Source organism: Vibrio sp. SCSIO 43153, assembly GCF_023716625.1.
Taxonomy (GTDB): domain Bacteria; phylum Pseudomonadota; class Gammaproteobacteria; order Enterobacterales; family Vibrionaceae; genus Vibrio; species Vibrio rotiferianus.
This window is the reverse complement of sequence record NZ_CP071855.1, coordinates 1,605,897-1,617,903: the sequence shown is the minus strand read 5'-3', so window position 1 is coordinate 1,617,903 and position 12,007 is coordinate 1,605,897. Positions and strand designations below refer to the sequence as shown.

Annotated in this window: 7 protein-coding genes; 5 read left to right on the top strand and 2 right to left on the bottom strand. The window is 45.7% G+C overall.

Features of this window, described 5'->3' with window-relative positions:
• Positions 1 to 285 precede the first annotated feature (285 nt).
• Complete coding sequence (locus J4N37_RS07265) at positions 286 to 615, top strand: TusE/DsrC/DsvC family sulfur relay protein (protein WP_005443942.1); 330 nt, start codon at positions 286 to 288, stop codon at positions 613 to 615.
• 44 nt (positions 616 to 659) lie between these two features.
• On the opposite strand, the gene yccX is transcribed toward J4N37_RS07265, so the two are convergent.
• Entirely contained in the window at positions 660 to 932 is a 273-nt protein-coding gene (gene yccX, locus J4N37_RS07260) for an acylphosphatase (RefSeq protein WP_252042061.1), read from the bottom strand.
• Positions 933 to 1,022: 90 nt separating this feature from the next.
• On the opposite strand from yccX, the gene J4N37_RS07255 reads away from it, so the two are divergent.
• Together J4N37_RS07255 and J4N37_RS07250 are read left to right on the top strand one after the other, a co-directional pair.
• Positions 1,023 to 2,426 (top strand): methyl-accepting chemotaxis protein, encoded by a 1,404-nt coding sequence (locus J4N37_RS07255; protein ID WP_252042060.1) that lies wholly within the window; start codon positions 1,023 to 1,025, stop codon positions 2,424 to 2,426.
• Positions 2,427 to 2,620: 194 nt separating this feature from the next.
• The gene (locus J4N37_RS07250) at positions 2,621 to 3,814 is read left to right on the top strand and encodes a class I SAM-dependent methyltransferase (protein ID WP_071236419.1); all 1,194 of its coding nucleotides are present in this window, start codon (positions 2,621 to 2,623) and stop codon (positions 3,812 to 3,814) included.
• Positions 3,815 to 3,863: 49 nt separating this feature from the next.
• Here J4N37_RS07250 and J4N37_RS07245 read toward each other — a convergent pair whose 3' ends face one another.
• Entirely contained in the window at positions 3,864 to 9,620 is a 5,757-nt protein-coding gene (locus J4N37_RS07245) for a Calx-beta domain-containing protein (protein WP_252042059.1), read from the bottom strand.
• Positions 9,621 to 10,008: 388 nt separating this feature from the next.
• On the opposite strand from J4N37_RS07245, the gene J4N37_RS07240 reads away from it, so the two are divergent.
• Entirely contained in the window at positions 10,009 to 11,322 is a 1,314-nt protein-coding gene (locus tag J4N37_RS07240) for a TolC family outer membrane protein (RefSeq protein WP_171307214.1), read from the top strand.
• 1 nt (position 11,323) lies between these two features.
• Complete coding sequence (locus J4N37_RS07235) at positions 11,324 to 11,941, top strand: OmpA family protein (RefSeq protein ID WP_182027573.1); 618 nt, start codon at positions 11,324 to 11,326, stop codon at positions 11,939 to 11,941.
• The last annotated feature ends 66 nt before the right edge of the window (positions 11,942 to 12,007 follow it).

The window sequence follows — 12,007 nt, the reverse complement described above, 5'->3', positions numbered from 1 at the left end:
CTTTCAAAAGCGTACTCTTGGAGTGTGGATGTTATTATCAACAACATTCTGCATAATGATGCAAAAATCAAAATACTTACCCCGAGAATTTTCTAACTAAACGCATAAAAAGACAAATTAGTGAATAGATGTTGATTTATCCAAACCGTTTGCCCCTTTCCAAGCTCTACTCTTGGCTGCACATATTTACATCGCTCAAAAAGCTTAGAAGATTCTTTTGTTGAGAATACGTTAGTCTCTACGCTACCCTATACGTATCAATGGTTACTTAGCGGAAACAAAGCTATGTTCGTTTACAACGGCAAAGAAATTGAAACCGACGCTCAAGGCTACCTACTTGACCACACTCAGTGGGAAGAAGGCATGATTGAGCTTCTAGCAAAAGATGAAGAGATCGAGCTTACCGATGCACACTTAGAAGTGGTTCACTTCGTACGTGACTTTTATGAGGAGTTCAACACCTCACCTGCGGTAAGAATGCTTGTTAAAGCGATGGAAAAAGCGCACGGGCCTGAGAAAGGTAACAGCAAGTACCTGTTCAAACTGTTTAAGAAAGGCCCAGCGAAACAGGCAACCAAATTGGCTGGCCTTCCTAAACCAGCGAAATGTCTGTAAGGCTCTGGTTTAAAATACCACTTACAAAATGAAAGCTTATAAAGCTATAAGATCTTAAATCCGCGGAAAGGTTTGTAAGACACACTTTCCTGAGTGACACTGTCTACTGTCGCTGTCCGCGGACCTTCCTCCAACCACTTCGAAAACGCGGCAATTTGATCTTCTGTGCCACAGGCAATCACTTCAACATCTCCGTTGTTTAAGTTCTTCGCATACCCCGTTAAACCAAGCTTCAATCCTTGATGCGATGTGTGGTATCGAAATCCTACCCCTTGTACGTGACCTACTATCAGAAACTTCTCACACTTTAGTACCATCCGTATACCGCTCCCTATATTTGAGTGATATATTAATTGCGTCTATTTACCCCACTAAGGATAGTGGGTTTTTATTTGGTTTTTATTATTATGAAAGAAATTCCATTCCGTTGGATTGATAAATATCTCATCCATTTAAAAATTCAAGAGAAGTTCTATCTACTCTTCTTGCTCCCCGTCATTGCCTTAATTGTTCTTACGCTTGTTCTTAATAGTGCTGCAAACACTATGCTGGGACATTTGTATCAAGAAGAATTGATACTAATGAAAAACCTTATTGAGGCTGGAAATCTCAACCAATCACAAGTCTCTGCGTTACTTGCAACTTCGGAGACGATCAGCTTCGGCACTGGCCCAGGTGCCATTTCTGTTCTAAATGGGTCATTCAGCCTTGTTGCGAACCACGATCAATCACTATGGACTGCACTTTCCACTACTCAAGTCAGTATCATTCTTGTCACTTTGTTCATTATCGCGCTTGGTGTTTACTACATCATGACGTTCATCGGCGGTGCAATGTTCACAATGAATAGAGCACTAAACACGCTAGCGGATGGTGATCTAACCGCACGTATGAACTTCTTCCGTGTTCGTGATGAGTTCAGTGAAATTGCAATCACTATCGATAAAGTGGCAGATCGTGAACAAAAGATGGTTCAGTCGATTCAAGAATCTGTCGCGCTGATGCAGCAAATCAGTTCTGATCTTAACCTATCGATTCAAAACAGCTCTGAAATCTCGAATACGCAGCAAGAGCACCTCAACTCTCTAGCTAGTGCAACAGAACAAATGGCATCGACTATTCGTGAAGTGGCAACACTGGCACACAGTTCAAGCACACAGACTGAAGATGCTCGCAGCGTTGCGCAGTCTGGTCAGGTGAAAGTAGAAAATACCCTTCACTCTATCTCAAATCTATCGACTGAGATCCAATCTGCGTCTCAAGCGGTTGAAGAATTAGATGCGAACGCAGCACAAATCGATGAAGTGGTTACAACCATTAATGGTATTTCTGAGCAAACTAACCTACTTGCACTGAATGCGGCTATCGAAGCGGCACGCGCAGGCGAACAAGGTCGTGGCTTTGCCGTCGTTGCTGATGAAGTTCGTGCTCTTGCGGGACGTACTCAGCAAGCAACGGTTGAAATTCAAGCGATGATTGAGGCGCTACAACGTAACAGCCAATCGCTCACTAAGCTGATGGAAGTAACGGTGCATAACGCCAACGAAGGCCAAACTCTGATGGCAGAAGTAAATCACGAGATCGGCTCACTAGCAGATAAGAACCAAACTATCTCTGACAGCAGCATTCAGATTGCAACTGCTGCGGAAGAGCAAGGCGTGGTTGCAGATAACATTGCCTCAAGCGTAGAAGAAGTTCGTGTCCAAGCAAATAACGTGTGTAATATGATCAGCACAACGTCTCAAAATGTTGAACAACTCCGTGCTCAGAGTGACACAATGGAGTCTCTACTGACAGGACTTAAAGCTTAGTTATAAGTTGAAAAATATAGGGTCACTTCGGTGGCCCTTTTTTGTTTCCATTGCACAGGAGTAATCCCCGTCAGCTTTGCGCATCGAGCTGAAAATGAAACCTCAGCAAATGACTGGATTATCGATGGATATTGCTTTTGCGGGCAACATCCCGGACAATACGCCCCTTTCAAAATTCAACAAGAGCTAAAGAAATGACAGCTGCTATCTATTTGGTTAAAGGTCGTGAGAAATCGGTAAAGCGTAAGCACCCTTGGATCTTCTCTCGAGGCATCAATAAAGTTGAGGGCGAACCAGCTCTTGGCGAAACCGTTGATGTATTCACTCACGACGGAAAATGGCTAGCTAAAGCTGCATACTCGCCTGCTTCTCAAATTCGAGCGCGTATTTGGAGTTTTGAAAAAGAAGAGATCAACAAAGCGTTCTTCGTTAAGCGTTTCAACAACGCTCAACTTCTTCGTGAAGACATTATCGAGCGCGATGGTCTGACTGGTTATCGTCTGATAGCTGCGGAATCTGACGGCCTACCTGGCGTTACAATCGACCGCTATCAAAACTTCTTCGTGTGTCAGCTGTTAAGTGCAGGTGCAGAATACAACAAGCAAGCGATCGTTGATGCGCTAGTGGAATGTTTCCCTGATTGCAACGTTTACGAGCGTTCAGATGTAGCAGTACGTAAGAAAGAAGGTCTGAAAGAAACGACTGGTGTGTTACACGGTGAAGAGCCACCAAAATCAGTGGTTATTGAAGAAAACGGCGTGAAGATCAGCGTAGATATCGTTGGCGGCCATAAAACAGGTTTCTACCTAGACCAACGCGATAGCCGCCAGCAAGCTGTGAAATACATGAAGAACAAAGAAGTTCTCAACTGTTTCTCTTACACCGGCGGTTTTGGTTTATACGCACTAAAAGGCGGCGCAAAGCGTGTTATCAACGCAGACGTGTCGCAACCTGCACTGGACACCGCGAAATTTAACGCCGAGCTTAATGAATTTGATATCTCGAAAAAGCGGGCGGTGTTCCTAAACGCAGACGTATTCAAACTACTGCGCGAGTACCGCGATCAAGGCACAAAGTTCGATGTAGTTATCATGGACCCACCAAAATTCGCTGAAAGTAAAGCGCAATTGAATGGTGCATGTCGTGGCTATAAAGACATCAATATGCTAGCAATGCAAATCCTTAAGCCTGGTGGCACGCTGCTGACCTATTCTTGCTCAGGCTTAATGGACCAAGTTCTGTTCCAAAAAATCATTGCCGATGCAGCAGTAGATGCGAATCGCCAAGTAAAATTCGTAGAACGTTTCGAGCAAGCAGCTGATCACCCAACAGATACAGCATACCCAGAAGGCTTCTACCTTAAAGGTTTTGCATGTAAGGTGCTTTAATCGCTGATTAAAATCGATTAAAAAGAAAACGGAGCTGCGCTCCGTTTTTTTATTCTCTTAGTTGTTCAAGGTTGCTAATGAGACTGTTCGCAATATCAGCGGCAGATGCTCCATCAAAGTTAACTTCGAGTTGTTGGCCGTCTTTGTTAATAGTTAAGGTCGAGTTAATCCCACTTTCGGTTACTGATACCGAAATATCATCAACTTGCCCAGCATAATCACCAGAGCTCAGATCATCTAACAAGATAGATAGATCGTCTTCTGTGACGCCATCAAACAAGTCCACAAAGTCTAAAGAATCTCCGTCACCAAAATCAGTCACTGTATCTGTGGCATCATCCATTTCTGTCCATTTAAAGACATCGTTACCACCTCCACCGGTAAGCAGATCGTCGCCAAGTCCACCAATCAAGATATCATTACCATCCGTACCAACCAACGTATCATCTTGGTCAGTACCTTGAACTATGTTGTTAGCTTGCATTGACGCTACTTGGACAGCAGAAGCTTCTACTGCATCTACAGAGACATTAGAGAACTCGATATCAACTGTTGCAGTATCAGTGCTTGTGAGCCCTCCAGAATCGACTGCTTGATAGTCAAATGAATCATTTACATTGTTGAAGCTGGTAATCTGTGTACCTACTAATGTAAAACTCGCTTTATCACTCGCGCTATCGGTCTCTGGGAATAAACGAATTTCGTCAAAGCTACCGCTACTAATGGCGACAGTAGCAAAGCCTTCTTGGTTTCCGGTAAATACAATGTCATCAGTTTGGATAACCTGGGTTTCAGCGAGAACTCCGTCCATGTAAAAATAAACGTTTATCCATGCAGCACCACTATTGAAGCGGTCATTCAAGCTTGCCAAATTTAACCTTGCTTCTTTCGCTTCAAGACCGTCATCGAGATCAATGGCAATGAATTCACTGGTACTGATTTCATCACCCTGTCCAGTCTCTCCAGGTGACACGACAACTAAGCCTACTTGTTGAGCAGCAAAATCAACTTTGATCTGAGCATTATTTACAAAATCACCATTGCTATCGATTGTCCCTCCGTAAAAGCTCAATCCATTCACATCAACTGAATCAGCTAGGAAGTCTTTGTCAAACTCATCCAATAGATCTTGGGAGTCAAAACTCTGCTCATCAAAAAAGTCTTCCGTAAGTCGATACTTAACCTCTGTATCTTCGTATAATTTGTTAGAGGGATTATTTATAAAATCTTGATCTATAATGACTTCTTGGTTGTTTTCATCTACAAAGAAAAGCTCACCAAATGAAGGAAGTTCAACGATTTCGATTTCTATATCACCATCGTTCGGAGTTACAGCATCATCCTCCAAATCTTCTACTCTTTGCAGTCCAGCGCCAGTTACGCTGTCAAAATCAACATCTTGAACGGGAAAGATTCCGTCTTCGATATCCAACAAAATACCAAAATCACGTACCGTTGGCGGAGTGTTGGGAAGATCATCATCAACAATAGTTGCCGTGCCTTGGACTCCTCCCACGTTTAAGAAGAAGGTCTCGTCCGGCTCGTCGAGGGTGTCTTGCGTGGTATCCACTGTTGCAGTGAACATGGTGACGCCCGCTGGGACAGTGATTTGTCCGGTATTAGCGTCGTAGGTCACGCCATCACTGAACACAATGTTGGACACGTTGGTGTCGTAATCATTATCACCTGCCGTGCCGTTGACTAAGCCAATCGTGTAGGTTTGGTCGCTGCTACTAGCGTTACTTAGCGTCACTTTAAACTCAGCGGGTTGGCCTTCTGGTACGGTTTCGCCAACCAAAGCCACATCGGTGATCACAGGTGCATCGTCATCATCTTGGATTGTTGCCGTGCCTGTCACCCCACCCACTTGGAGGTCGAAGGTTTCATCTGGCTCGTCGATGGTATCTTGAGTGGTATCCACTGTTGCAGTGAACATGGTGACACCCGCTGGCACGGTGATTTGTCCGGTATTAGCGTCGTAGGTCACGCCATCACTGAACACAATGTTTGACAAGTTAGTGTCGTAATCATCATCACCTGCCGTACCGTTGACTAAGCCAATCGTGTAAGTTTGATCGCTGGTGCTGGCGTTACTTAGCGTCACTTTAAACTCAGCGGCCTGGCCTTCGGGTACAGTTTCACCAACCAAAGCCACATCAGTGATCACGGGAGCGTCATCGTCATCTTGGATTGTCGCAGTACCAGTCACCCCACCGACTTGAAGGTCGAAGGTTTCGTCCGGCTCGTCGATGGTATCTTGAGTGGTATCCACTGTTGCAGTGAACATGGTGACACCCGCTGGCACGGTGATTTGTCCGGTATTAGCGTCGTAGGTCACGCCATCACTGAACACAATGTTTGACAAGTTAGTGTCGTAATCATCATCACCTGCCGTACCGTTGACTAAGCCAATCGTGTAAGTTTGATCGCTGGTGCTGGCGTTACTTAGCGTCACTTTAAACTCAGCGGCCTGGCCTTCGGGTACAGTTTCACCAACCAAAGCGACATCGGTAATAGTTGGCACACCATCATCATCAATAATGGTCGCTGTGCCAGTCACTCCACCGACTTGAAGGTCGAAGGTTTCGTCCGGCTCATCGATGGTATCTTGCGTGGTGTCCACTGTTGCAGTGAACATGGTGACGCCCGCTGGAACGGTGACCTGTCCGGTATTGGCGTCGTAGGTCACGCCATCGCTGAACACAATGTTGGACACGTTGGTGTCGTAATCATCATCACCTGCCGTGCCGTTGACTAAGCCAATCGTGTAGGTTTGGTCGCTGCTACTAGCGTTACTTAGCGTCACTTTAAACTCAGCAGGTTGGCCTTCTGGTACGGTCTCGCCAACCAAAGCAACCTCTGTGATCACGGGTGCATCGTCATCATCTTGGATTGTTGCAGTACCAGTTACCCCACCGACTTGCAGGTCAAAGGTTTCATCTGGCTCATCGATGGTATCTTGCGTGGTGTCGACTGTTGCAGTGAACATGGTGACGCCCGCTGGGACGGTGATCTGTCCGGTATTGGCGTCGTAGGTCACGCCATCACTGAACACAATGTTGGACACGTTGGTGTCGTAATCATCATCACCTGCCGTGCCGTTGACTAAGCCAATCGTGTAGGTTTGGTCGCTGCTACTAGCGTTACTTAGCGTCACTTTAAACTCAGCAGGTTGGCCTTCTGGTACGGTTTCGCCAACCAAAGCCACATCCGTGATCACAGGTGCATCGTCATCATCTTGGATGGTTGCAGTGCCTGTCACCCCACCCACTTGCAGGTCGAAGGTTTCATCTGGCTCATCGATGGTGTCTTGCGTGGTATCCACTGTTGCAGTGAACATGGTGACGCCCGCTGGGACGGTGATTTGTCCGGTATTGGCGTCGTAGGTCACGCCATCACTGAACACAATGTTAGACACGTTGGTGTCGTAATCATCATCACCTGCCGTGCCATTGAATAAGCCAATCGTGTAGGTTTGGTCGCTGCTGCTGGCATTACTCAGCGTCACTTTAAACTCAGCAGGTTGGCCTTCTGGTACGGTTTCGCCAACCAAAGCCACATCGGTGATCACAGGTGCATCGTCATCATCTTGGATTGTTGCTGTGCCAGTCACCCCACCCACTTGCAGGGCGAAGGTTTCATCTGGCTCATCGATGATGTCTTGCGTGGTATCCAATGTTGCAGTGAACATGGTGACGCCCGCTGGGACGGTGATTTGTCCGGTATTAGCGTCATAGGTCACACCATCGCTGAACACGATGTTGGACACGTTGGTGTCGTAATCATCATCACCTGCAGTGCCGTTGACTAAGCCAATCGTGTAAGTTTGATCGCTGCTGCTGGCATTACTTAGCGTCACTTTAAACTCAGCAGGTTGGCCTTCTGGTACGGTTTCGCCAATCAAAGCCACATCCGTGATCACAGGTGCATCGTCATCATCTTGGATGGTTGCAGTGCCTGTCACCCCACCCACTTGCAGGTCGAAGGTTTCGTCCGGCTCATCGATGGTATCTTGCGTGGTATCCACTGTTGCAGTGAACATGGTAACGCCCGCTGGGACGGTGATCTGTCCGGTATTGGCGTCGTAGGTCACGCCATCACTGAACACAATGTTGGACACGTTGGTGTCGTAATCATTATCGCCTGCCGTGCCGTTGACTAAACCAATCGTGTAGGTTTGGTCGCTGCTACTAGCGTTACTTAGCGTCACTTTAAACTCAGCAGGTTGCCCTTCGGGGACGGTCTCGCCAACCAATGCGACCTCCGTGATCACAGGAGCATCATCGTCATCTTGGATTGTTGCTGTGCCAGTCACCCCACCCACTTGCAGGGCGAAGGTTTCATCTGGCTCATCGATGATGTCTTGCGTGGTATCCACTGTTGCAGTGAACATGGTGACGCCCGCTGGGACGGTGATTTGTCCGGTATTAGCGTCATAGGTCACACCATCGCTGAACACGATGTTGGACACGTTGGTGTCGTAATCATCATCACCTGCCGTGCCGTTGACTAAGCCAATCGTGTAAGTTTGATCGCTGCTGCTGGCATTACTCAGCGTCACTTTAAACTCAGCAGGTTGGCCTTCTGGTACGGTTTCGCCAACCAAAGCCACATCGGTGATCACAGGTGCATCGTCATCATCTTGGATTGTTGCTGTGCCAGTCACCCCACCCACTTGCAGGGCGAAGGTTTCATCCGGCTCATCGATGGTATCTTGCGTGGTATCCACTGTTGCAGTAAACATGGTGACACCCGCTGGAACGGTGATCTGTCCTGTATTAGCGTCATAGGTCACGCCATCACTGAACACAATGTTGGACACGTTGGTGTCGTAATCATCATCACCTGCCGTGCCGTTGACTAAGCCAATCGTGTAAGTTTGGTCGCTGCTGCTGGCATTACTCAGCGTCACTTTAAACTCAGCGGGTTGACCTTCTGGTACGGTTTCGCCAACCAAAGCCACATCGGTAACCGTAGGCGTATCATCGTTATCAACAATAGTTGCCGTTCCCTGAACAGGAGTCTGCTGTGCTGTGGTAGTCCCGGATAGCGTAAACGACTCATCACCTTCGGTGATGTCGTCCTCTATAGTAGGGATAGTAAGTTGTAGTCCGCTTTCACCGCTAGGTAGAGTAACAATCAGCTCCCCTTGTGGACCTAGTTGAGGGTTTACAACCGTGCCATCTGGAAGAGAAATTTCGACCAACAGACTATCAAAGTCTTCTCCGTTAAAAGCGGTTCCATCATTGAGAATAAGTGTTAACTCAGTGTCCTGATTACCTGGTTGATCTAAGGTGATGTCAAATACAACATTTTCACCTTCATTGACGGTTGGACTACTGATTTCTTGAATCACTGGAAGGATAAGCAACGCTTCTGATTGGAAGCTTTGAAAAAGTTCTAGTAAGGATAATATTTGTGTATTTGAAAGTACTCCGAAACCACTAGCGTTAGTCTCAAACAAAGTTGCGGCCAGACTTTCAGCCCCAGTTCTATCTATAGCTCCAGTAACTTGAGGACTCGAGCCCACCCCTTCACCTGCGGCCGGATTAAACTCTTCTCCAAGTTCTGTTGGATCAATACCTTGTGCTATCGCTTCAAATACTTGTTGAACATCTGATGTGATATCTTGGCTTGTGCCATCTCTTTCCACTCTTTGTATTATTACATCATTTGGTTGAGAAAGTTCTTGAATAACCAACTCTCCAGGTAATGGAGACTCGCCACTTTCTAGCTGCTTAATGTTACCATCAAGACCAATAACTACTGTCGTACCTAACAAGGTACGTAGATCGATTTGTCCCATATCTACCTCGCCTGCCCTTGGCTTAGTCAAATATTTGTCACCCCAATATTTACGACTATAGTTTAGTCAAACCATCGTTTTTACGCTGTTGGAACCTTGCTTACCAAGTGTTTGACTTTAAGGGGCGAAGTCAAATAGTCGACGGTACTAAAGCAGATTATTTAGTAACTATCTTATTAATAGTTAGACATTTTTTATTTTGATGTTTAGCAGGAAAGAATTGTTGCATATGCTAGTGTTAACTAGAGGTACAAACAGTATTGGGTGATAAATGCCTAGGCTTAACAGCAGGTTGAAATAGATATTCATACTTGTTGTTATTTATGTCATAAAGTCTCACTTTTGAGATGACCTTGACGATAATTATCCTTTTTTTAGGAGAACTACTGTGAAATGGACTCGACTAACCATCGCTTGTTGCAGTGGCCTAATTGCATCGTATTCTGCGCTTGGGCAGACATTAGAGCAGGCTGTGGCTCTTACACTGAAAAGCAACCCAGACATCAAAAGCGCATTTAACGAATTCACCAGCAGGAAATACGTCAATGATGCTTCTTCTGGTGCATATCTTCCTAAGGTTGATCTCGATGCGGGCATCGGGTATGAAGGGGTTGATCCTGCTGATCTTGACCGTAGTGAAACTGACTTAACAAGAAAAGAAGCATCAATAACCCTAACGCAACTTATCTGGGATGGTTCTGCCACACTCAATGACATTGATCGTACTGCGGCCGATGCCGAATCTTTGAGGTACCAACTACTTGCAGATGCTTCAGACAAAGCGCTTGAAGTAACAAAAGTCTACCTTGATGCAGTGAAAGCTTATGAAATATTAACACTGTCAGAAAACAACCTCGCCGTTCATAAAAAAATATACATCGATATCAAAAAGCGTGTGACGTCAGGGATCGGCTCTACAGCAGATATGACTCAGGTTGAAGCTCGTTTGGCAAAGGCTCATGGTAACTTAGCTGCTGCTCAAAACAATTTGTACGACTCGCATACAATGTTCACTCGACTAGTTGGGCAAACCCCTCAAGGGTTGATCTTTCCTAGGGCTGATGAAAATTACCTCCCCTACACTGTAGATGAGGCTGTGGGTCAAGCTTTTGAGCAACACCCTGTGATACAGGTTTCAATAGCTGATGTTGACTCAGCCAAGTTTCAGTACAAGCAATCAAAAGGCGTCAACTACCCCACACTTTCGTTGGAGGCATCCCAAACCTGGCGAGATGATGCCGGAGGCATTGAAGGCCGCAGCGATGAGACCACTGCAATGTTGAGAATGCGCTACAACCTATACAATGGTGGCAGTGACGCAGCAAACAGCGAAAACTTCGCTTACCAGCTCAACAAAGCAAAAGACTTGCGTGAAAGTGCCTACAAAAACGTCGAAGAAGGGCTAAGACTTTCTTGGAGCGCTCTGGATTTAACTTTGCAACAAAAAGAGTTCTTAGCAGACCATGTCGATTCTGCGGCAGAAACTGTCATTGCCTACGAGAAACAATACAGAATAGGTAAACGAACCTTACTTGATTTGTTGAACACTGAAAACGAACTATTTCAAGCAAGGAAAGACTACCTAGATGCGAAATACGCTGAGCAATACGCCAAGTATCGAGTTATGAACGCAACCGGGGAATTATTAAACGCGCTTCGTGTTGATGTTCCTCAAGAATGGTTAGAGAAAGTGGAGTATTAATATGAAAATGTTATTACTAAGCCTTTCAGTAGTTTTTGTTAGTGCTTGTAGCTCGAATGATGGCTCTGGTGATGAGTATGATTACATGCCGACGCCTGTTGCAGAGCAATCAGCAGATCACATGGATGATGATAGAGACGGTGTTATTAACCACAGGGACCTGTGTCCAGGGACGCCTGAGGGTTCTGAATTGGATAATGATGGGTGTGGTGAATATGCAAAATCATCTCAAAAAATGCAAATTCGTGTGCTGTTTGCCAACGACTCTGACGTCATAAACCCTATCTTTTCAAAACAAATTCGTGATCTGTCAGCCTTCCTGAAAGAGTACCCTAGCACATCAATAGAGCTTCAAGGCTATACAAGCATCACAGGTACTGACGAATACAATTTAGATTTGTCGAAAAGAAGAGCTGAAAATGTGCGCCAGGAACTTATTAAAAATGGTATTTCACCTAACCGCTTAAGGATTGTGGGTTTCGGAGAAACAAAATTGGCTTCTTTCGGTACCGATGAGGTGAGTCATGCTCTAAACCGACGGGTTACAGCCACCGTCGTTGGTTACAAAGGAGAAGTAAAAAAAGAGTGGACTATTTTTACCGCACTTCCTAAAAGCTAAAAGTACCACCCGATCAACAAAGGGGCTTGTCATTAGCCCCTTTGATTTGCTTTTTACCAGCAAGTA

What these genes read in the sequence shown, in the direction of transcription:
- J4N37_RS07265 (WP_005443942.1), top strand. Translation starts at nt 286, where the DNA reads ATGTTCGTTTACAACGGCAAAGAAATTGAAACCGACGCTCAAGGCTAC.
- J4N37_RS07245 (WP_252042059.1), bottom strand. Translation starts at nt 9,620, where the DNA reads ATGGGACAAATCGATCTACGTACCTTGTTAGGTACGACAGTAGTTATT.
- J4N37_RS07235 (WP_182027573.1), top strand. Translation starts at nt 11,324, where the DNA reads ATGAAAATGTTATTACTAAGCCTTTCAGTAGTTTTTGTTAGTGCTTGT.
- J4N37_RS07250 (WP_071236419.1), top strand. Translation starts at nt 2,621, where the DNA reads ATGACAGCTGCTATCTATTTGGTTAAAGGTCGTGAGAAATCGGTAAAG.
- J4N37_RS07255 (WP_252042060.1), top strand. Translation starts at nt 1,023, where the DNA reads ATGAAAGAAATTCCATTCCGTTGGATTGATAAATATCTCATCCATTTA.
- yccX (WP_252042061.1), bottom strand. Translation starts at nt 932, where the DNA reads ATGGTACTAAAGTGTGAGAAGTTTCTGATAGTAGGTCACGTACAAGGG.